Raw genomic sequence first — 21,308 nt, 5'->3', positions numbered from 1 at the left:
GTCATTAAAGCCCGAAGATTTCCTGCTCCAGTAATAGTAGTGCCTCATACGGGTCTCCTTTTAAGCCAAGCAGTTTTGCAAAGGCGGGCTCTGTTTTATACCCTTGTCTCTTTAGCTGTACCACCTTCTGACGAAAAGCCTCTCCATACTGCAGCAGGAGCCTGTATTCTATGAGCATGTGCCGATAAGCCGCCTGCCTCTGAGAAGGGAGCTCCTGCCCGAAGAGCTCTATTTCAAAACTCCCTAATCTGAAATTAGCCACGACAGAGAGGTGTTTGCCTACTATTTTTTCTCTGATAACAAAGGAAGGAAAAGTGTCAAACTGTCGATTAACTGTTTCTATAAAAACAGACTTGTCAGCCCAACAACATACAATATCAAGGTCACTTTGCGCTATGTCTATTTCGAGAGGGAGAGTACCTGCCAATAGCGGATGAAAAGGCGCTAGCTTCTCCATCACTTCATATCTGGTTAATAGCCAGTAAGCCGCTTGCTGCCGCCTATTGCCATGCTGCAGGTAATCTAGGTTTGTAAAGTCTTTTACCTCTCTCAATTTTCAGCCTACGGCATCGGTACCACTACCACCTTCTTCGTCTCAAAGAACTCCTCTGTGAAGTAATCTTTCAAGTCGTATACCTTGGTGATCAGGCCTGACTCGGCTATTTCTTCCTGCAGGTCGCCGCCTTTGAGGTAATAGATGCCTTTGTTAGGTATAGCTTCTTTCTTGAAGCTGTTCATCACCCAAGGATAGAAATTAGCCAGACGGGTTACGGCACGGCTTACTACAAAGTCGAACTTCTCACCCACCTGCTCGGCGCGGGTATGGGAGGCCGTTACGTTATGAAGATGCAGCTCACGGGCAATCTCCTGCACCACGTGTATCTTTTTCCCGATTGAGTCTACCAGGTGAAACTTCACCTCCGGAAACATCACCGCAAGCGGAAGACCAGGTAGTCCGCCACCGGTGCCTACATCCAGCACATGGGCCTGCGCCGGGAACTGAATCACCTTGGCTATACCTAACGAGTGCAGGATGTGGTGCTCTCCGATGTGCTCCATGTCTTTGCGGGAGATCACATTGATCTTCTCATTCCACTCCCGATACAGCTCGGCCATGCGCTCATATTTCTCGAGTTGGTCCTCGGTAAGCTCCGGAAAGTAACCTGACAAAAGTATGCGGATGGAAACAGACATGATTGAGTTTAAGATTTTAAGAATTTGAGATTTTAAGAGTTTGAAAGCGGAGAGTTAATCATATAGCTCGTTCTCTTTCTAACTTGTCACAAGGTATAGCACACCTGCCAATACGGCTACTACTACCACTACGGCGAGGGCCATAAAGAGGTCGAAGAGAAGCACCAGACCGGCATTGCGGTATTGGCCTTCATACTTGCGTTGCAGCTCCTGCTCCGCCTCTACCCTTCCCCTGTATCGCAGGTATAGATGAAGACGGCCCATTCGTTCCAGTATGGCTTCGCTCAGGTTTCGCATCGTCTGTTATGGCAAGGTATAGCTTCTATTCTTTTTTGCCGTGCATTCGCCTCAGGCACCGCAAAAATAGGAAATATGTACGGAATCAACCCAAAAATAAAGCCCCTGCCGCACAAGGCAACAGGGGCTCTAAAAACGTAATCAATATTTTATTAAAGGCTAAATGGTTGAATTGTTAAATGGTTGGTTCGCAGAACGATTCGTATTTGTGAACAAAAATTTAACCATCAACAATTTAACAATTAAATCAAGTGCTTCTTATTCTTCACCATGTCATAGAGCAACTCGCGGGCGCGGTGCAATTGGGCTTTTACGGTGCCAAGTGGGGCGTTCAGTTCGGTGGCGATCTCTTCGTATGACAGTTCGTTGAAGTAGCGCAGTGTCACGAGGCGCTGGTACTTCTCTGGTAGTTTGGCTACCACGTACTGCATGATCTCGATTTTCTGGTTTTTGATCGCCTCTTCCTGCGGGTTAAGGTTTTTGTCTTTGAAGTCGATCGTGATCTCGTCGCCGTTGTCGATCTTGATCGCTGAGTCGATGCTCATCGTCTTGATGCGGTTCTTACGGATAAAGTCGATGCAGTTGTTGGTGGCGATACGGAACAGCCAGGTACTGAAAGCATACTCCGGGTTAAACTTATGCAGGTTGCGAAAAGCTTTGGCAAAAGCCTCTATGGTTAGGTCCTCCGCATCGTCGGCGTTGCGAACCATTTTGAGTACCACGTGATACACCGGCTTCTTATAGATGCTCATCAACTCAGCATAAGCTTTTTCATCGTTTTCTTCAACAGCCGCCTGTATCAGTTTGAAATCGTGTTTCGCTTTTGCGGAGAATTGTTTGTTTACTTCCATCTGATTCGTTTGTTCAATACTACGGATACCCCAAGGAGCAGGTAACTAAAAAAATAGGCAATATCGAGCAGCGGCAACAACGGCAAAGATACCGCTTCGTCAAGTCTGCGAGCTACGCTTACATAGATCGGGAACACTATCAGATAGCGAATCCCAATGAGCGCAGCCAATATAGTCAAATGGCTATTTAGAACAAGAAGAATAATTACTAGCGTGTAAAAAAGAATATTGGATGAAATAAAAGTTCCTATCCTTCCTTTGTCTGCCGCATTGTACTGCCTGCCGGCGGCCATGTGCCTTCTCTTTTGTATCAGCCACTCCCGAAACGTCTTTTTGGGAATGCTGATTGTTTGCCCTTCCTTGCTGATAACAATGCTTGCTTTACTATTGTTGACGGCATCTCTGACAAAAAGATCATCGTCGCCGCCAGTAGTCTTGATATGAGATGCAAACCCCTTGTTCCTAAAGAAACATGACTTAGTATACGATAAGTTTCGGCCGACGCCCATGTAAGCGTGTCCTTTGTTTGCATGAGACAGATACTGAATTGCGGTCAGTAAGGTTTCATATCGGATAAGATGATTGAGAAAACCACTTAACTTTTTGTAGGGCGAATAACCTATAACCAAATCAGCACCAGCCTGATAGCCGCTTTGCATTTTCTCTATCCAGTGTTCGCTGCACGGGCGGCAGTCGGCGTCTGTGAACAACATGTGTTCGTACTTGGCAGCGCGTATACCCAGCGCCAGCGCATATTTCTTCGGATTCAGGTATTCAGGGGTCTTTTTGATGGTGACTACCCTGAAGTTAGGGAATTGGCGCTCCAACTCATACACATAAAACTCGGTGTCATCGTCAGAGCGGTCGTTCACCAAGATAACCTCAAACTCAGGGTATTGCTGGTCGAGCAGCATGGGCAGGAGCTCAAACAGGTTGTCCTGCTCGTTATGGGCCGCCACGATCACCGACACAGGCCGCTGGTTGTCCGGCTCCGGATCGGTATACCTGCTCAGGGGCAGGAAGTAGAACAAAGCATAGTATAGCTGCACCAGCACGCAAAAAGCCAGCACTGCCAGGAGTATAAGTGAAATCAAATTATTCTATTGTTGAATTGTTGATGGTTAAACTGCTGATAGCACAACACACCAGACCGCACATGCCGCTACAACCGGTTTAACAACCAAAAATAGGTATATTTAAGCCATTTAGGAACATTTGCGCGATTTAATAATTGTTTATGTTTGTGCTCTCACGCTTTGTATCTTTGCAGATTATTCCGATAACCATTTAGCAATAACGAGCGGCATCCGTGCCGCTGAACTAGTTGGCGTGCTTCTTGTAGCATACCGCGCTGACAATCACAGACCATGGAGTTTTCATTAGTAGCGAAAGATATACAGTCAAAGGCCCGTGCCGGCGTAGTGCAAACAGCCCATGGTGCCATCGAAACCCCGATTTTCATGCCCGTAGGTACGGCAGGCACCGTGAAAGCGGTTCACCAGCGCGAACTGAAGGAGGACATTAAGGCCGAGATCATCCTGGGCAATACTTACCATCTATACCTGCGACCAGGACTCAACGTACTCGAGCAGGCCGGTGGCTTGCACAAGTTCAATGGCTGGGACCGTCCTATCCTGACCGACAGTGGCGGCTATCAGGTGTTTTCGCTGGCTGGTACACGCAAGATCAAAGAGGAGGGCGTGAAGTTTAAGTCGCATATCGATGGCTCGGCGCTGGATTTCACACCGGAGAACGTGATGGACACGCAACGCACCATTGGGGCCGATATCATCATGGCCTTTGATGAGTGCACCCCCTACCCTTGCGACTATACCTACGCCAAGAATTCGATGGAGCGCACGCACCGCTGGCTGCAGCGCTGTGTCGATCGCTTCGACAGCACAGAACCGAAGTATGGCTATGACCAGACGCTTTTCCCGATTGTGCAGGGCAGCACTTACAAAGATCTGCGTGTGCAGTCCGCTGAGACCATCGCCAGTTTTGGCCGCGAAGGCAATGCCATTGGCGGTCTGTCAGTAGGCGAGCCTGCCGAGATGATGTACGAGATGACTGAGATCGTATGTGACATCCTGCCAGCCGACAAGCCGCGCTACCTGATGGGAGTAGGCACACCGGCTAATATTCTCGAAAATATTGCCTTGGGTGTGGATATGTTTGACTGCGTACTGCCGACCCGCAACGCCCGAAACGGCATGCTATTCACCACACAGGGCATCATCAACATACGCAACCAGAAGTGGGCCACCGACCATAGCCCGATCGATGCGGAACTAGGCGGCTATGTCAGCACGTTCTACAGCAAGGCTTACCTGCGCCACCTCGTTCACAGTGGCGAGTACCTGGCCGGGCAGATCGCCAGTGTGCATAACCTGACGTTCTACCTCTGGCTGGTAAAGCAGGCACGCCAACACATCATCGCCGGCACTTTCCGCGACTGGAAAGACGTGATGGTAAAAAAACTAATGACGAGATTGTAAAAAACTAGATAAGCTTGAAGCTAATTGACAAATACATACTGAAGAAGTTCCTGACCACGTATGTGTTCACGGTGCTGATCATGGTCTCGGTGATTCTGGTGATTGACTTCACGGAGAAGAACGACGACTTTATCAAGCACAATGTGCCCATTTCAGAGATCATCTTCGACTACTACATCCACCTGATCCCGTTCTATGCTAACATGCTGAGCCCGATTACGGTGTTCATTGCGACGGTATTTGTGACCTCCAAAATGGCGTCGCATACCGAGATTGTAGCCATTTTGAGCGGTGGTGTGAGCTTCAAGCGTTTCCTGGTGCCTTACCTGATCGGGGCTACCATTATCGGTGCTTTGATCTTTGGACTGATCGGTTGGGTAATCCCGAACTCAAACAAAGAGAGTGTGGCCTTTCAGGTAAAGTATGTAAAAAGCCCGTTTACCTACGACAAACGCAACATACATGTGAAGATAGCGCCTGATACTTATGTGTATATGGAAAGTTACAACGTCACGGCACACGTAGGGTATAACTTTGCCATTGAGGAAATACAAGGCACCAACTTAAGCAAGAAGCTAACGGCCAGCAGCGTGCAGTGGAACCCGGAACGGCAAAAGTGGAGCGTGGACCGCTATACCCTGCGCACCTTCGACGGAGAGAACGAGAGCATCTACCACGGCGGGGCGCTGGACACAACGCTCAATATGCGGCCCAAAGACTTTGAGAGCACCTACAAGCTGGAGCAAACTATGACCCTGCCGGAGCTCAACAGCTTTATACAGGAAAAGATCAACCGCGGCGCCGATGATATCGAGACCTACCTGATCGAGAAATACGAACGCTACAGCTATCCTTTCGCCATCATTATCCTGACTGTGATCGGCGTGATTGTAAGTGCCCGCAAGGCACGCGGTGGCGTCGGTATGCAGATTGCACTGGGCTTCTTCCTGGCCTTTGTGTTCATTATTTTTGTGATCACCAGTCGCAGTCTGGCGCAGGTCGGTGACCTGGAACCTATGTATGCGGCCTGGGTGCCGAGTATTATTTTTACAGGTATAGGCTTTCTACTCTATCGTTATATTCCACGCTAATGCCGCGTCTGAAGGATTTTATCGAACTCCATTTCATTGTATTGTTATGGGGCTTCACTGCCATACTTGGCAAATTGATTACCATTCCGGCAGTAGAGCTGGTATTCCTCCGCACCTTGATCGCCGCTTTGGCACTAGGCGCTATCATTTATCGCCGTAAGACGCAGTTCTGGCTGGGGCGCAATAACCTGTTTATCATCATGGGAGTCGGGCTGATGATCTCGGCTCACTGGATTCTTTTCTTTGCCTCAGCCCGTATCTCTTCCGTTTCGCTCTGCCTGGTAGGTATGGCCACTTGTAGCTTGTGGACCGCCTTGCTGGAACCCGCCTTCACGAGCAAAAAACTCAAGGTACACGAGATTCTACTAGGTCTTATCATCCTAATGGGCCTCTACATTATTTTTCAGGCCGAAACAGAATTTGACAACATGCTGGGCATCGGTATGGCGGTGGGTTCAGCACTGTTGGGCGCTATTTTTACCATCATCAACGCTCGTTTGGCCAAGAAGCATCCTTCCACGACCATCACCGCTTATGAAATGGCAGGGGCCTGTATCGGCACCGCGCTATTCTTCCCGATTTACGCTGACCTGTTTACAGAGACGGGTACGCTAAACTTCACCATGAACGGTATGGACTGGGTATACCTGTTGCTATTGGCCGTGGTGTGTACAGTGTATGCTTATACCGCCTCAGTGAGGCTGATGCAAAAGATATCGGCCTATACCGTGAACCTGACTGTGAACATGGAGCCGATTTATGGTATCCTGCTGGCGTGGATCATTTTCAACGAGAATGAACAGATGACCTCCAACTTTTACATTGGAGCCACCATCATCCTGCTCAGCGTTTTCATCCACCCGGTGCTGGACACCTACAGTGAGCGCCGTAAGAAATTAAAGCAAACCTTTCCAGAGAAGGTAGTGGCCGGGAAAGACTAGGTTGGCAGGCTCATTCTTGAAAAGGCCATAAATCGTCGATCCTGATCCGGTCATAGAAGCATAGTCGGCGCCTGCGTTGTAGAGTTGTGCCTTTATACCTGCCAGTTCAGGATAGTGCGGGAAAAGCGCTTCTTCAAAATCATTTTTGAGCACTTCTTTCCATACCTCTACATCCTGCTTTAGGTACATCTCTATGCCGCAGCTCGGCTTTTTCGGGACGATGTTGCCGTACGCCTCGGCAGTGGTAATGTGTATCCCAGGGTATACCAGCACACAGGTATAGCCATCCAGGTTTACGGATGTCGGCTTAAACACATCCCCTTTTTCTACTGCCACAATGGGCTCGTTCCGGATAAAGAAGGCGCAGTCGCTCCCAAGCTGGCGAGCGTAATCCTCAAGCTTTTCAGGAGCCAGGTTAAGTTCGAAAAGTGTGTTGAGTTGCTTTAGAGTGAAGGCAGCGTCTGAAGAACCGCCTCCAAGGCCCGCTCCCATCGGAATGACCTTGTGCAGGTGCATGTGCACCGGTGGTAGCTGAAAGTCCTGCTGCAGCAGTTTATAGGCCTTCAGGCATAGGTTGCTGTCAGGGTTGCCAGGCACGGGCAGTCCGCTCATAGTAAACGCCAGTTCGTCTGCCTGCACGATCTCCAGCGCATCGCACCATCGCACGGGGTAGAAGCACGACTCCAGGTTATGAAATCCATCGGGGCGCTTCTCCGTCACCAGCAAGCCCAGGTTTATTTTAGCATTCGGAAAATCCAGCATAGGTATGGTCTTGATCATGTAAGGAGCTCGTCCCAGGATATACTTGTTCTTTTAGACTCAGGTATACTTCCTTCCAGACTTTCTGACTCTTAAACTCCTGAATTCTTAAACTCCCAAACTCATTTCGTTTTCTCCAGCGCTTGCGCCAGGTCAGCCAGCAATTCTACGGTTTCCTCTATACCTACCGACAGACGAATAACCCCCAGCGTTATACCCAGCTTTTGCTGCTGCTCTGGGTTGAGGCTGCGGTGTGAGGTACGGAGCGGGTGGGATATGGAGCTGCTCACACCTGCCAGTGATGGGGCAAACGGAATATGCTGCAGCGCCTTCATAAAAGTATTAACCGTTTCCAGATCATCTTCTAGTCGGAAAGAAAGCATCCCTCCGAACATGCCGCACCCTTGCGCCTTGGACAGTTTGTGTTGCGGGTGCTGCGGCAGCCCCGGGTACCATACCTGCTTCACCTTGGGGTGGCGGCTCAAAAACTCGGCTACTGCTAGCGCATTGAAGCAGTGCTGCTTCATGCGCACCTGCAACGTTTTCAGACCACGTGCAGCCAGCCAGCTCTCAAATGGGCTCAGGTTAAGGCCGTACACCCGCATGATCTGCTTGCTGCGCTCTATGTCTTCTGCTTTGGCTGCTACTACAGTGCCCGCCGTCACGTCGCTGTGTCCCGACAGGTATTTGGTCACGCTATGGATGACCATGTCAGCACCGAGGTGCAGGGGCTTGGTGATAACCGGCGTGGCGAAAGTATTGTCGATAAGCAGCTTGATACCGGTGCGTTTGGTTTCGGTTGAGAGGCGCTGCAGGTCTACCACCTGTAGCAGCGGATTACTCATGGTCTCAGCCAATAGCAGCTTTGTATTTTCCTTTACATGCCCATCCAGGGTATAGAGCTCCTCGCTTGGCACATAACTTACTGCTATCCCCATGCGGGTCAGTTCCTGCGACAGCAAGGCAGCCGAACCGCCATAGATCTCCTCTGCGCACAGCAGGTGGTCGCCTGACTGGCAATAGGTAAGCACTGCAGTCAGAATAGCCGACATACCTGAGGATGTAGCCACAGCCCCTGCTCCTTCCTCCAGTTTGTTTACCTCCTCGGCCAACTCATCAGAGTTGGGGTTGCCGTAGCGGGTATACATGTACTTTTGGTCTGGCTGCTCAAAGTATAGCTCCAGGTCGTTCAGGTCTTCAAACGTGAAGACCGAAGTCTGGTAGATGGGCGTGGTTTTCGGGTGGATCTGTGCCATGGTCAGGTATAGCGTATTTCTCCGTTAAAGATAGGCAGGTTTTGGAAATAGACCGGCAAACCTGTTTATTTTTGAGGTGAGACAACGTTTTTACTTTCACCCAAGGCTGTTGGACCCGTATAGCCAATAAGTTTCGAAAACAAAAAATGACACATCCTATACCTGACGATAACAGACACTACCGCAGCCTGATCATCCGCCACATACAGGAGGAGGTACCAAGCGTGAAGACATTTGTGCTGGAGCCCGAGGATGGCAAGCTCCTTCCGTACAAAGCCGGCCAATACCTCACCCTGGTGCACCACAGCACGCACGGTGAAGTCCGTCGCTCCTACTCCATCACCTCCTCCCCTGCGCTGCAGGAGCCGCTTACCATCGGTGTGAAGCGCATTGAGAACGGCCTGTTCTCGCGTATGCTCATCGACAATGCCCGTGTCGGCGACAAGTTGGTTACGACCGGCGCAGCAGGTCTCTTTACATTGCCGGATGAAGGCGCGGGCTATCAGCAGCTTTTCTTTCTAGCGGCCGGTAGCGGCATCACGCCTGTTTATTCACTGCTCAAGACGCTGCTGCACGCCCGCCCGGATTTATCGGCTGTGCTGTTTTACAGCAATAGTTTCCCGGAGAAAGCCATGTTCCTGAAGCCTCTCCAGCAGTTGACTACTGACTTCCCGGACAGGTTTCATGTTGAGTTCCTGTTCAGCAATTCCCCAGACCTCAGCCGGGCACGACTGCACAAGGACCTGCTCCAGCGTTTTATAAACTCCCTTTCTAGGGTGCCGCATGATGAACTGCTTTTCTACATCTGTGGCCCGGACAACTACATGCGCCTGATGTCGTTTGCGCTGCGGCAGTTCGGCATACCGGAGAGCAACATCCGCAAAGAGATCTTCAACACCGACATCCGCAAACCTGCTAAACTGATGCCACCTGACACGGCTGCCCATAACGTCACACTGCATATCGGCGGCAGCACACACCAGATCATTTCGCGCTATCCTAACAACATCCTCCAAAGTGCCCGTCAGGCAGGCATTCCTATGCCCTACAGCTGTGAAACCGGAAAGTGCGGCAGTTGCCTGGCCAGGGTGCTAAAGGGCAAGGTATGGATGTCGTACAACGAGGTGCTTACCGAGCGGGACATCGAAAAAGGCATGACACTCACCTGCGTTGGTTTTCCGGTAGGTGGGGATGTGGAGTTGGAAATCATGTAGCTAAACTTTCCTGAATTATACAATATCTTCTAAAAAGTGTAGTTTATTTCATAAATCGAATCAAGATTTAACTATATTTAGACAGGCTTAGTATGTTTGCCTTACACTGCTTCTGATTCAGCGCTTGAAACATCTTCAGGTATAGAAACCTAGCATATAGGGATCACAGACTGGTTTATTCTTAAAACAGGATCAATCAACTGCACAAATGATGAAAACAATCACCGCTATTGCCGGCCTGGTGCTCTTATCCTTGTCAGCGCAGGCACAGGATTTAGACCGTCCACAGCTCCGCTTGAAACCGCTCAATAACCAACTTGAGTTAGATTACCTGGGTAAAGACTCCTCCACTAGCAAGCTTAATTCGCTTGAGAAGCCAGGCAGCAGGTATAGCCTGTTTCCAAAGTCTACTTCCAAAAGCGCTGACACAGCAAAAGAAAGTGAGCCAAAGTTCACCATGCCTATCCTGGTGCCTGACTCCACTATCCAGTTTCATATACTGGCCCTGAAACCCGACTCCACAGTAGCCTTCCCGATGCCTGTCAGAAAACCATAACGACTTTAGCTGACTTTGATGACCATGAAAAAACCTACCCCGATACTCTTTGTCTTTGCGCTCCTCTGGCTGAGCTCAGTTCTTCCCCTCCACGCACAGTCTATTTCTTCGCAGGACATCGATCAGGTGGTGGAGCAGGCCATGACCGCCTTTCAGGTGCCAGGTATAGCTGTGGCTGTGGTGAAGGATGGCAAAGTAGTGCACATGAAAGGCTACGGCGTAAACTCGATCACCAGCGACGAAAAGACAAACGAGCATACCTTGTTCGGTGTAGCATCCAACACCAAAGCCTTCACGGCGGCATCGCTGGGTTTGCTGGTCGAGGAAGGCAAGATCAAGTGGGATGACAAAGTAGTGAAGTATATACCTGAGTTCCGCCTTTACAACGACTACGTAACGGAGGAATTTACCATCCGCGACCTCCTCACCCACCGCAGCGGACTGGGCCTTGGGGCTGGCGATCTGATGATGTTCCCCGACGGCAACGACTTCACCGTGGACGACCTGATCCGCAACATACAATACCTGCGGCCGGTATCCGATTTCAGATCAAAGTACGACTATGACAACCTGCTGTACATCATAGCCGGAGAGGTAGTGGCTCGCGTGACAAGCACGAGCTGGTCAGACTTTACGGAGAAGCGTATTTTGCAGCCATTAGGTATGGCGCGAAGCGCTGCCAGCTATGACAGGCTCCGCGACCTGAGCAATACCATCGAAGCCCATGCTGTGGTGGAAGGTAAGTTAAAAATAATTGACCGCTATAACCTGCCTTTCGGTGCCGCTGCCGGAGGCATGTACACCAGCGTGCACGACCTGAGCAAGTGGCTGATCATGTTGATGCACGAGGGCAGGTATGGCGATGACCTCAAGCAGCGACTGCTCACAAAGCAGGTGATTCGGGAGCAGTGGACGCCACAAACCATTATACCTTACCATGGCAAAAGCCCTTTTAACACCCACTTTCGCTCTTACGGCCTTGGCTGGTTCCTGAGTGATGTAAAAGGACACAAAGAAGTGAGCCACACTGGTGGCCTGCCAGGTATGGTGAGTCAGGTAACGATGCTTCCAGAGCTCGGCGTAGGCATCATCGTACTCACTAACCAGCAAAACGGCCAGGCTTTCCGCTCTATCACCAACACCATCAAGCAGGCTTACCTTGGTATGGAAGCACATGACTGGGTAGCGGAACTGAAGCAGGAGGAAGACGAGTATATAGCAGAGGCGACTGCCTATACCGACAAGATCTGGGGAGATGTAAACAAGGTGCTGAAAGAGAAGAAATCAAAAGTTGCTTTTGACAACTATGTGGGCACTTTCGAAGACAAGTGGTTCGGCCATGTGGAAATATACAAGCAGAAGAACAAGCTATACTTCAAATCACTCCGATCGCCGAGGCTGCAGGGCGAAATGCTCTACTACAAAGACAACACTTTTGTCGTGAAATGGACTGACCGTAGCTTCGAGGCCGACGCCTTTGTGGTGTATGTGCCTGATCAGGAAGGCAAGCTTTCTGGCATCAACATGAAAGCTGTCTCGCCGCTCACCGACTTCAGTTATGACTTCCACGACCTGGACTTCAGAAAAGTACAGGTCACGCCGCAAAGCTCAGCAGCACCGATTAGAAAATAGGCGCAATTATACCTGCTACCATCATGACCCGAAAAAGCGTTTACCTGACCATCGGAGCTGTGTTCCTGCTTTACTCTCATACTTATGCGCAAGAGCAGGCTATCCCGGAAAGCCCGGAAAACTTCCGGAAGAATGCTATACTTGCGACTGTTGGTACTGTCGGGCTGATGGGTGCTTACAACCTGCACTACGAACGGATGCTCCTGTCCAGCAGGAAGAGTTCGCTACAGGGCTTGTGGGCAAAAGTTGGAGTTGGTGGCTGGGGCGTCTGGTCGTCAGGGGGACCTTACCAGTCGCTGATGCTCGGTACCATGGCAGGAAAGAAGAACAGTCATTTTGAACTCAATTTTGGGCTAGCCCGCATGGTCGACGAAAGCGCCTATGACAATGCAAGAGACATAAACGAATACCTTGGCGAGCCGCAGCCACCAAAATCAAACTACATACACATCAGGGCTGTTGGCACAGCGGGTTACAGATTCCAAAAGCCTACCAGTCGTTTCTTGTTCCGATGTGGCGCTGGCTATCCTGAAACCTTATACCTGGGAATAGGTGCAGCTTTTTAATCAGAAGTAAGGCTTTACTGCAGTCTCAAGAAAACAAAATCCCCTTCTGCTCTTATCGAACAGAAGGGGATTCTTAATTTTTTAGTGGGTGCTGTATTACTCGCTTACTGACTCAGCCAGTACGATGATCTTGTTGTTCAGCACTTCTACCACACCACCATCCACGTTATAGAACGTTTGTCCTTGCGCGGTAGTGATACGGATTCTGCCATTTTCGAGGGTGCTGATAAGGGGAGCGTGCGAGTCCAGTACTTCAAACGAACCGTTTGTGCCTGGAAACTGAGCAGCCTCTACCTCACCGGCAAAAACCTTCTTATCTGGTGTGATTATCTCTAAATACATCTTTATTAGTTAAGAGTTTAGAGTTAAGAGTTAAAAGTCACTGCTGGAAAACCAACTCTCAACTTTCAACTCTTAACTTTTAACTAATTATAAATTACTTAGCTTCGGCCATCATCTTCTCACCTTTCGCTACGGCGTCTTCAATGGTACCTACCAGGTTGAAGGCTGCCTCAGGCAGGTGATCGTACTTACCGTCCATGATCTCGTTGAAGCCACGGATGGTGTCTTTGATGTCTACAAGTACACCGGCAAGGCCAGTGAACTGCTCGGCTACGTGGAAAGGCTGAGACAGGAAACGCTGCACACGGCGCGCTCTGTGTACCACCTGCTTATCTTCTTCAGAAAGTTCGTCCATACCAAGGATGGCGATGATGTCCTGAAGTTCTTTGTAACGCTGCAGAATCTCTTTCACGCGTTGTGCTGTACCGTAGTGGTCATCACCAAGTACGTCGGCAGAAAGAATGCGTGACGTAGAGTCCAATGGATCCACCGCTGGGTAGATACCAAGCTCGGCAATCTTACGGGAAAGTACTGTAGTAGCGTCCAAGTGAGCAAAAGTTGTCGCTGGAGCCGGGTCAGTCAAGTCATCCGCAGGTACGTAAACGGCCTGTACAGATGTAATGGAACCACGCTTAGTAGACGTGATACGCTCCTGCATGGCACCCATCTCCGTTGCCAGCGTTGGCTGGTAACCTACCGCTGATGGCATACGACCAAGAAGGGCCGACACCTCAGAACCTGCCTGCGTAAAGCGGAAGATGTTGTCGATGAAGAAAAGGATATCACGACCAGCGCCAGTACCGTCACCGTCACGGAAGTTTTCAGCGATTGTAAGACCAGACAGGGCCACACGTGCACGCGCCCCAGGAGGCTCGTTCATCTGACCGAACACCAGCGTCGCCTGCGATTTCTCCAGTTCCGCCATGTCCACTTTAGACAGGTCCCATCCGCCAGCTTCCATAGAGTGCTTGAACTCGGCACCGTAACGGATAATGTCTGACTCGAGGAATTCGCGAAGCAAGTCATTTCCTTCGCGGGTACGCTCACCTACACCGGCAAACACTGACAGACCTGAATAGGCCTTGGCAATGTTGTTTACCAGCTCCATGATCAATACCGTTTTACCTACACCGGCACCACCAAACAGACCAATCTTACCACCTTTTACATAAGGGGCCAGCAGGTCGATTACTTTGATACCAGTATAAAGGATTTCAGAAGACGTTGCCAGTTCTTCGAAACGCGGCGCAGCGCGGTGAATTGGCAGACGGGTAGTAGTAGCAGGCTGAGGAATACCATCGATAGCCTCGCCAATTACGTTGAATAGACGACCATTGATAGCATCGCCAGTAGGCATCGTGATTGGGCCACCCAGGTCAGTTACCTGTGCACCACGGGTAAGGCCTTCGCTGGAGTCCATCGCAATGGTACGTACACGATCTTCGCCAAGGTGCTGCTGCACCTCTAGCACGATGCGTTGGCCGTTTTCTTTAATTACCTCAAGCGCATCGAGGATGTTTGGTAATTTTGCGTTTTCACCCGCAAAGCTAACGTCCACAACCGGACCGATAACCTGGGTAATTCTGCCAATATTCGCCATTTGACTTTTTATATTGATTAACTGTATAACGGAGTTATTTCAAGGCGCAAAACTAATGTATAAAAGGGACAATTCCACACAACACCCCAAAAAGTTTTAACTTACTCAAAATCAAAGTATAGCCTTCTTCTCCCGAACTTCAACAGAAAGGGACGGCCCTGGTATACAAAAAGACACAGCCCTGCGCCAATCGCAGCACTATGCCTTCCAGCATCTACCGCATCAGTTACCTCATTCTTACTCCAATAAAGCTCCTGAGAAAATTTTTCAATTGGGCTCTAACACCAGCTGTACCTCCTTTACCTGACCTGATTTCTCCTTTGTGTTTGGCAGTGGGCTCACTCCCAGCAGCCTTACTTTATATAGTGCAGTCCCTACCCTGACTACTGCCTCGTCTTCAGGCTGGCTTCTACCGGCACAGTCCCCCAGGCACAAGGTGAGGGTTTCGCCTCTGTCATGTCCTATAACTATTACCAGGATTACTTCCACGCTGCCATAGGTAACACAAACCACATCGCTCGGACACCGCCCGTCACGCACGTCTTCTACTTTGAGCTTAACAGTGGGTGCAGCATCCAATCCGCTGTTGTTATAAAGTGCTGCTTGCCCCTCTTTTAACCTAATTTCCTGCCCTAAAACGACATTAACAGTTTCCAGGTCTTCTTTTGAACAAGAGAAGAAAAGGCTGACCAATACAACAACAAACAGAGTTTTTCTCATAATATAGAGCTGAAATATAATAAGTTGACCAAAACACAGGGAAAAGGGTTGCATACCAGGAGCAGTACTTCTGCATACCCGAATCAGCTCACTTCGCTTCTCTCTTCAATTTAGTTTATAGTTTCTAATATTTGTGTTTACCTCTTGTTAAACCATTGTTCGTTGCTTCAGTCTATACCTTCCGAGCGGCTTATACCTGTTCACCTGATCTATTCAACCAAACTAACCTTTTCATGAAGAAAATTTACCTTCTCGCTATGCTGCTGATAGCGGGCATCAGTGTACAGGCACAGCAGTCTGGTACACCGACCAAGGGGAATTACCAGCTGGCTTCCCGATTCTCACCCAAAAAGCTGGAGAAACTAATCTTCACCACCAACCTAGACCCGCACTGGCTTAAGAACTCCGACCGCTTCTGGTACGAGTATGAAACCAGCAATGGCAAGAACTGGTACATCGTGGACCCGGCCACTAAATCTAAAAAGCTATTGCTCGACAACGCCAAGGTAGCCTCTGCCGTGACCATGATCGTGCAGGACCCCTTTGATGCGCAGCACCTGCCTATTAAGAACCTGAAGTTTTCTGAAGATGAGAAGAGCGTTCAGTTCGAGATCAAAAGCTCGATCGACCAGGTAAAGAAAGACCGCCTCGACAAAAAAGCCGCTGACTCACTCGAGAAAAAGACATTTTACTTCCGCTATAACCTGGCTACCGGTCAGGTGGTGGAGCTGAAAGATTTTGAAAAGCCAAAGTCCAAGCCACGCTGGGCTTCTATCTCCCCTGACCAGCAGGTTGTGATATTTGCAAAAGAGCACAACCTCTACTGGATGGACCGTGCTAACTACGAAAAGGCTCTGAAGAACGAGAAGGACTCCACCATTGTAGAGCACCAGCTTACCAAAGATGGTGTAGAGTATTATACCTATGGCGACTCTCGTGGCGAAACAAACGTGGAGCGCGAGAAGAACAAGAAGAACCGCAAGCCGGCCTTTATTCTGTGGTCACCTGACTCTAAGCAGTTTGCCATGGTCCGCACGGACGAACGCAAAGTAAAGGACCTGTGGGTACTGCATCATACCGCTAATGGCCGCCCTGCACTTGAAACTTACAAGTACCAGATGCCAGGCGAGAAAGAGGCTCCTAAAAGAGAGCTGATGATCTTTGACTTTGCTAACAAGACGCAGAAACGCATTAACACAGCAGCCTTCAAAGACCAGGAGCTTTCCTTGTGGTCCGCTCCTGCCCTGCAGAAACAGCGTGACGATGAGCACCGCCCCAACCTGTGGCACGGCACCAAAGACAAGCTGTACTTCACTCGTACCAGTCGCGACCTGAAAAAGATCGACGTTTGCGAACTGGATATCGCTTCCGGCAAAGTGACACCTGTGATTGAGGAGCGCTTCAACACCTACATCGACATGAATCGCATTGGCTTGGTAAAGGGTGGCAACGAGATCATCCATTGGTCTGAGCGTGATGGCTGGGGACACTTCTATCTCTATGATGGCAAAGGCAACCTGAAAAACCGCATCACGAGTGGCTCTTTCCATGCAGAGGACCTGGTAGGTATAGATGAGAAGAACCGTGTGCTTTACTTCACAGCCAATGGTCGTGAAAACGGCGAAGACCCTTACCTGATGCACCTCTACCGCATCAACTTCGACGGCAGCGGCATGACGCTCCTTAATAAAGGCAACTTTGACAACAACATCAGCCTGAACGATAACAATACCTACTTTGTGAACACGGCTTCCCGCGTGAACACCGTACCAGTATCAGCACTGTACGACACGAAAGGCCGCAAGGTGATGGAACTGGAGAAAGCGGACCTGAGCCGCCTGATGACAACTGGCTATAAATTCCCGGAGCCGTTCATGGTGAAGGCAGACGATGGCATTACCGACATTTATGGTGTGATGTACAAACCGTTCGACTTTGACTCCACCAAGACCTACCCGATTATCGCTTACGTATACCCAGGCCCGCAGACAGAGGCTGTAAACAAGTCATTCGGCCGCAGCATGGACCGCATTGACCGTCTGGCGCAGCTGGGCTTTGTGGTAGTTACAGTAGGTAACCGCGGTGGTCACCCGGCCCGCTCTAAGTGGTACCATACCTTCGGTTACGGCAACCTGCGTGACTATGGCCTGTCCGACAAGAAAGCCGCGATCGAGCAGTTGGCAGATCGCCACCGTTTCATCGACATCGACCGTGTAGGTATAACTGGTCACTCCGGTGGTGGCTTCATGTCTACGGCAGCTATGCTGGTATACCCTGACTTCTTTAAGGTAGCGGTATCGGGAGCAGGTAACCACGAGAACAACATCTACAACCGCTGGTGGAGCGAAAAGCACCACGGTGTGAAAGAGGTAGTTTCGCCAAAAGGTGACACGACCTTCGTGTACGCTATCGAGAAAAATCCGGACCTGGCTCAAAACCTGAAGGGACACCTGATGTTGGCAACTGGTGACGTAGACAACAACGTGCACCCTGCTGGTACCATTCGCATGGCCAACGCGCTGATCAAAGCCAACAAGCGTTTTGACTTTGTACTGCTGCCAGGCCAGCGCCACGGCTTCGGCGACATGACCGAGTATTTCTTCTGGATGATGGGTGACTACTTCACCAAGCACCTGTTAGGCGACTTTTCGCAGCCAGTGGATATCAAAGAGATTAACCGTGAGATTGAAAACGTGGGCAACAAGCGACGAAATGGATTTCTAGCAGCCCCTGACGAAGAGTAGAATACAAATCCTAAAACATAGAACAGCCGCAGCGAGATGATTCTCACTGCGGCTGTTTCTTTATAAGGCTATACCTGCGACAGGTATGAAGTTACAACTCACTAAAGATCGATCCTCAACACCCAGCGCCCCTGCTCCATTACAGTGAAGCGCACTTCGCGGTCGTAGGTGGCAGTACCCATTTGGTTAGATGCCCTGAACCGGACGGTGCCTTCGAAGGGAATCACCATGTTTTCGAAACCTATAAAATTCTGTGAAGACAATTGGTTTCCGCTGCTGCCAGCTAATTGCACGTCTTCCAGGTTGCGCAACACACGGCCTGACTGCATTACAATGACATCAATCATATTACCCTCCGCACTTTGCTTGGACAACGAGGCCCGCTGCACATCCCGTTTATAGGAGATCCTGGTCTTTTTAACAGTCGGGGCTTTCTTTTTCATTTTGGGGTCGTCTTCCCGCACATAGGCCACCTTCGTAGAGTCTTGCCCCTTCACAATAGTATCCTGAGAGGAGACCATCAATTCAGAAGCATTAAAAGAAGCACCCTCTCCCTTCAACGGAGCAGGTCCGGCACCACGTACGGCTTCAACACCTATAGCGGCACACAGTAACATGGGTAAAAGATAAACCTGTTTCATAGCAATGACTTAAAATGAACCACTGTTAATAACTGTGAACATAATACTTAAACGCATCATTACCAATAAGTAAGGTCATTATTTAGCAGACGGAGGTATACCAGTTGCAAACGCCTCTAAAAAGCCATCTCCGCCATGCGCAGCTTGCTAACAAACAGTGCATGGCGGAGATGGCCTGGTATTTTTAGAGTGGTTCTTAAATTTTAAAGAATCTGAGCCCAGATGGCCCGGAATAAGCGGAAGGCTAAAAATTTAAACATAATTGTAAGCGTAATCTTGTTTGATTGTTCTAAAGACAAACTCCTTATTCGTCAAAAGCACTACAAATGTTTCAGCATCTCAATCTGCTCGTCATTGAGCAGGATGTAGCGGTTGTTAAAAGGGTTGGCAAAGAACTTCTCTGCTATCACATATTCGCCCGAATTCAGTTTATGGATATTATAACTGAAAAGGCTGTTGGAACGCTCAATGATCAGCTCAGTACGGCTAAGGTCAAGCTCACGTCCGCAGGTAGTGGTAATGATGTCAGTAGTGACCGTCATGGTAGATGAATACATAATTGGAAGATTTAGCAAGGTTCTTTACGCAGGACTTGCCAGTTGGTGACACGCAAGGACCATAAAATCAGTTATATTTATCCACATTGGCACCCAGCCCTTTAAGCTATACCTTATTTAACATGACAAGGAGTGCTTCAACTTAATGCGTGACCTACTACATCTTCTGGGCGCTACTTTATTTACATCACCCTGCATTTGCTATACCTGAAGGCCTGAATCCGGCAATGGAACAGAAAAAAATATCAGCTCCTGAAATTTTTTTAAGCTTGCGCCGGCTCTGCCCTGTAACTCAGGACTAGGCGAAGAAGCTGGTCAAATCTAGTAAAGAGCCTCAGAATAAGACTGTGAATTTCACTCAATTAAGCACCAAATCAGCTCCTGTTCGCCCCTGCCAAAGCGAACTATCGGATGGCAAAAGCGTAACCAAAAAGCACTAGAACAAGGCGCTAAAGCAGATTTTGGACTATATTTTTCAAAAAAATTTGAGGCAAATGTTTGCAGTTTAAAATAGCCTGCCTATCTTTGCATCACTGAACGACGAAGGGGCTTCCACCCTGAAATCTAGTAGGTAGCTTGTCCGATGGTGTAACTGGCAACACGTCTGATTTTGGTTCAGAAGAGTCCAGGTTCGAAACCTGGTCGGACAACTTAAAAAGGCAACCCACAGCGATGCGGGTTGCCTTTTTTGCTTTATACCCTCCTGCCTAACTAATTAAAAATCAGAAATATCAGGTAGCATATCTGCGGAATTTCGTAGCTTTGCAGGCATAATAACCTAAACCAAACCCTTCAAACATTTAGCATTATTATGCCACAGGTAAAAATTTTTGCTGGCTCCGCCTCCAAGTACTTAGCTGAAAAAATCGCAGCCGCTTACGGTACGCAACTCGGCGACCTTGAGCTTTTACGTTTTAGCGACGGGGAGATGGCACCACACTTCAATGAATCCGTTCGCGGTGCAGAAGTATTTCTGGTGCAGTCTACGTTTCCGCCAGCCGACAACCTGATGGAGCTTATGCTGATGGTAGATGCCGCCAAGCGTGCCTCAGCCCACAAAGTGATCGTGGTGATGCCTTACTACGGATATGCCCGCCAGGATCGCAAAGACAAGCCCCGTGTTTCTATCGGCTCTAAAGTACTTGCCAACGCCATCCAGTCAGTAGGTGCTGATCGCCTGATGACATGCGACCTGCACGCCGGCCAGATCCAGGGCTTCTTCGATATTCCGGTTGATCATCTGGATGGTTCTGCCATCTTCGTGCCTTACCTGCGCAGCCTCAACTTAGGCAACGACCTCATCTTCGCTTCTCCTGACGTGGGGGGTGTGGTAAGAACAAGAGCCTTTGCCAAAAACTTCGGTGCTGAAATGGTTGTCTGCGACAAACACCGCAAACGCGCTAACGAGATCGCCTCGATGCAGGTGATCGGTGACGTGGAAGGTATGGACGTGGTGCTTGTGGACGACATGGTAGACACTGCCGGCACGATCACACAGGCAGCCAAACTCCTGAAAGACAAAGGTGCCAAGACAGTTCGCGCTATCGCCACGCACCCGGTACTGTCAGGACCAGCTTACGAGCGTATCGAGAACTCGGTACTGGAAGAACTCGTGGTTTCTGACACTATTCCATTGCGCCAGGACTGCTCCAAGATCAAAGTGCTTTCCTTCTCTGAGCTGTTCGCACGCGCCATCAACAACGTAGTGACACACGAGTCTATCAGCTCGCTGTTTATATAATATTGATTGTTAATTGCTGGTTGTTGATTGTTGTCCGCAATGGTTAATAACCAGCAATTGTATTTAATAGTGGAGTAGGCCTTACAAAGGATATGGCGGTTGGTTTTG

At 49.4% G+C, this 21,308-nt stretch carries 21 protein-coding genes and 1 tRNA gene; 10 read left to right on the top strand and 12 right to left on the bottom strand.

Translation table 11 applies throughout. The features are described from left to right. Window positions 1-4: 4 nt before the first annotated feature. The 5 genes from I0P70_RS01820 to I0P70_RS01800 all read right to left on the bottom strand — a co-directional run bounded on the left by I0P70_RS01820 (window position 5) and on the right by I0P70_RS01800 (window position 3,436). Window positions 5-553 carry a DUF4269 domain-containing protein gene (locus tag I0P70_RS01820; protein ID WP_255530870.1) on the bottom strand — a complete coding sequence of 183 codons (549 nt, stop codon included), beginning with the start codon at window positions 551-553 and terminating at the stop codon, window positions 5-7. Between the two features lie 8 nt (window positions 554-561). Then, window positions 562-1,194, bottom strand: coding sequence for a 16S rRNA (guanine(527)-N(7))-methyltransferase RsmG (rsmG, locus tag I0P70_RS01815; protein WP_196114490.1), 633 nt, complete (start codon window positions 1,192-1,194; stop codon window positions 562-564). Between the two features lie 78 nt (window positions 1,195-1,272). Next, complete coding sequence (locus tag I0P70_RS01810; RefSeq protein ID WP_196114489.1) at window positions 1,273-1,491, bottom strand: hypothetical protein; 219 nt, start codon at window positions 1,489-1,491, stop codon at window positions 1,273-1,275. A gap of 242 nt (window positions 1,492-1,733) precedes the next feature. Next, window positions 1,734-2,342 carry an RNA polymerase sigma factor gene (locus I0P70_RS01805; protein WP_007659731.1) on the bottom strand — a complete coding sequence of 203 codons (609 nt, stop codon included), beginning with the start codon at window positions 2,340-2,342 and terminating at the stop codon, window positions 1,734-1,736. Next, window positions 2,333-3,436 (bottom strand): glycosyltransferase, encoded by a 1,104-nt coding sequence (locus tag I0P70_RS01800; RefSeq protein WP_196114488.1) that lies wholly within the window; start codon window positions 3,434-3,436, stop codon window positions 2,333-2,335. Before I0P70_RS01800 ends, I0P70_RS01805 begins: the two co-directional genes overlap by 10 nt. Window positions 3,437-3,709: 273 nt before the next feature. Between I0P70_RS01800 and tgt the strand changes: the two genes are divergently transcribed. The 3 genes from tgt to I0P70_RS01785 are packed head-to-tail and all read left to right on the top strand — an operon-like array spanning window position 3,710 to window position 6,872. Next, window positions 3,710-4,840 (top strand): tRNA guanosine(34) transglycosylase Tgt, encoded by a 1,131-nt coding sequence (tgt, locus tag I0P70_RS01795; RefSeq protein ID WP_196114487.1) that lies wholly within the window; start codon window positions 3,710-3,712, stop codon window positions 4,838-4,840. Window positions 4,841-4,854: 14 nt separating this feature from the next. Beyond that, window positions 4,855-5,931: an LptF/LptG family permease gene (locus I0P70_RS01790; RefSeq protein WP_196114486.1), complete on the top strand. Its 1,077-nt coding sequence runs from the start codon at window positions 4,855-4,857 to the stop codon at window positions 5,929-5,931. Next, on the top strand, window positions 5,931-6,872 hold the full coding sequence (locus I0P70_RS01785; RefSeq protein ID WP_196114485.1) for a DMT family transporter: 942 nt from the start codon (window positions 5,931-5,933) through the stop codon (window positions 6,870-6,872). The genes I0P70_RS01790 and I0P70_RS01785 overlap by 1 nt, the downstream gene beginning before the upstream one ends. On the opposite strand, the gene ispE is transcribed toward I0P70_RS01785, so the two are convergent. Further along, the gene (gene ispE / locus I0P70_RS01780; protein WP_196114620.1) at window positions 6,828-7,634 is read right to left on the bottom strand and encodes a 4-(cytidine 5'-diphospho)-2-C-methyl-D-erythritol kinase; all 807 of its coding nucleotides are present in this window, start codon (window positions 7,632-7,634) and stop codon (window positions 6,828-6,830) included. The genes I0P70_RS01785 and ispE overlap by 45 nt on opposite strands. A 119-nt stretch (window positions 7,635-7,753) precedes the next feature. Beyond that, a complete protein-coding gene (locus I0P70_RS01775) occupies window positions 7,754-8,887 on the bottom strand; it encodes a PLP-dependent aspartate aminotransferase family protein (protein WP_196114484.1) in 1,134 nt (377 codons plus the stop codon). A gap of 146 nt (window positions 8,888-9,033) precedes the next feature. Between I0P70_RS01775 and I0P70_RS01770 the strand changes: the two genes are divergently transcribed. The 4 genes from I0P70_RS01770 to I0P70_RS01755 all read left to right on the top strand — a co-directional run bounded on the left by I0P70_RS01770 (window position 9,034) and on the right by I0P70_RS01755 (window position 12,855). Continuing rightward, window positions 9,034-10,101 (top strand): ferredoxin--NADP reductase, encoded by a 1,068-nt coding sequence (locus I0P70_RS01770; RefSeq protein WP_196114483.1) that lies wholly within the window; start codon window positions 9,034-9,036, stop codon window positions 10,099-10,101. 208 nt (window positions 10,102-10,309) lie between these two features. Then, window positions 10,310-10,657: a hypothetical protein gene (locus tag I0P70_RS01765; RefSeq protein ID WP_196114482.1), complete on the top strand. Its 348-nt coding sequence runs from the start codon at window positions 10,310-10,312 to the stop codon at window positions 10,655-10,657. A gap of 24 nt (window positions 10,658-10,681) precedes the next feature. After that, window positions 10,682-12,289 (top strand): serine hydrolase, encoded by a 1,608-nt coding sequence (locus I0P70_RS01760; RefSeq protein WP_370583169.1) that lies wholly within the window; start codon window positions 10,682-10,684, stop codon window positions 12,287-12,289. Window positions 12,290-12,312: 23 nt separating this feature from the next. Beyond that, complete coding sequence (locus tag I0P70_RS01755; protein WP_196114480.1) at window positions 12,313-12,855, top strand: hypothetical protein; 543 nt, start codon at window positions 12,313-12,315, stop codon at window positions 12,853-12,855. Between the two features lie 96 nt (window positions 12,856-12,951). Here the strand turns inward: I0P70_RS01755 and atpC are convergent, their stop codons facing one another. From atpC to I0P70_RS01740, 3 genes are all read right to left on the bottom strand, one after another. After that, entirely contained in the window at window positions 12,952-13,197 is a 246-nt protein-coding gene (gene atpC, locus I0P70_RS01750; RefSeq protein ID WP_007657491.1) for an ATP synthase F1 subunit epsilon, read from the bottom strand. A 94-nt stretch (window positions 13,198-13,291) separates the two neighbouring features. Next, a complete protein-coding gene (gene atpD / locus I0P70_RS01745; RefSeq protein WP_076420409.1) occupies window positions 13,292-14,797 on the bottom strand; it encodes a F0F1 ATP synthase subunit beta in 1,506 nt (501 codons plus the stop codon). A gap of 267 nt (window positions 14,798-15,064) precedes the next feature. Then, window positions 15,065-15,517, bottom strand: coding sequence for a hypothetical protein (locus I0P70_RS01740; protein ID WP_196114479.1), 453 nt, complete (start codon window positions 15,515-15,517; stop codon window positions 15,065-15,067). A gap of 233 nt (window positions 15,518-15,750) precedes the next feature. Between I0P70_RS01740 and I0P70_RS01735 the strand changes: the two genes are divergently transcribed. Beyond that, window positions 15,751-18,261, top strand: a complete 2,511-nt coding sequence (locus tag I0P70_RS01735; protein ID WP_196114478.1) for a DPP IV N-terminal domain-containing protein — start codon at window positions 15,751-15,753, stop codon at window positions 18,259-18,261. A gap of 101 nt (window positions 18,262-18,362) precedes the next feature. On the opposite strand, the gene I0P70_RS01730 is transcribed toward I0P70_RS01735, so the two are convergent. Both I0P70_RS01730 and I0P70_RS01725 read right to left on the bottom strand, forming a co-directional pair. Continuing rightward, window positions 18,363-18,902, bottom strand: a complete 540-nt coding sequence (locus I0P70_RS01730) for a hypothetical protein (RefSeq protein ID WP_196114477.1) — start codon at window positions 18,900-18,902, stop codon at window positions 18,363-18,365. A gap of 320 nt (window positions 18,903-19,222) precedes the next feature. Continuing rightward, the gene (locus I0P70_RS01725; RefSeq protein WP_196114476.1) at window positions 19,223-19,459 is read right to left on the bottom strand and encodes a hypothetical protein; all 237 of its coding nucleotides are present in this window, start codon (window positions 19,457-19,459) and stop codon (window positions 19,223-19,225) included. Window positions 19,460-20,036: 577 nt separating this feature from the next. On the opposite strand from I0P70_RS01725, the gene I0P70_RS01720 reads away from it, so the two are divergent. Both I0P70_RS01720 and I0P70_RS01715 read left to right on the top strand, forming a co-directional pair. Continuing rightward, a tRNA-Gln gene (locus I0P70_RS01720) sits at window positions 20,037-20,109 on the top strand. A 161-nt stretch (window positions 20,110-20,270) separates the two neighbouring features. Beyond that, window positions 20,271-21,200: a ribose-phosphate pyrophosphokinase gene (locus I0P70_RS01715; RefSeq protein WP_007657501.1), complete on the top strand. Its 930-nt coding sequence runs from the start codon at window positions 20,271-20,273 to the stop codon at window positions 21,198-21,200. Window positions 21,201-21,308: the final 108 nt, after the last annotated feature.

It is taken from the genome of Pontibacter sp. FD36 (assembly GCF_015686655.1).
Lineage (GTDB): Bacteria > Bacteroidota > Bacteroidia > Cytophagales > Hymenobacteraceae > Pontibacter.
This window is presented reverse-complemented; position numbering and strand designations above follow the sequence as displayed.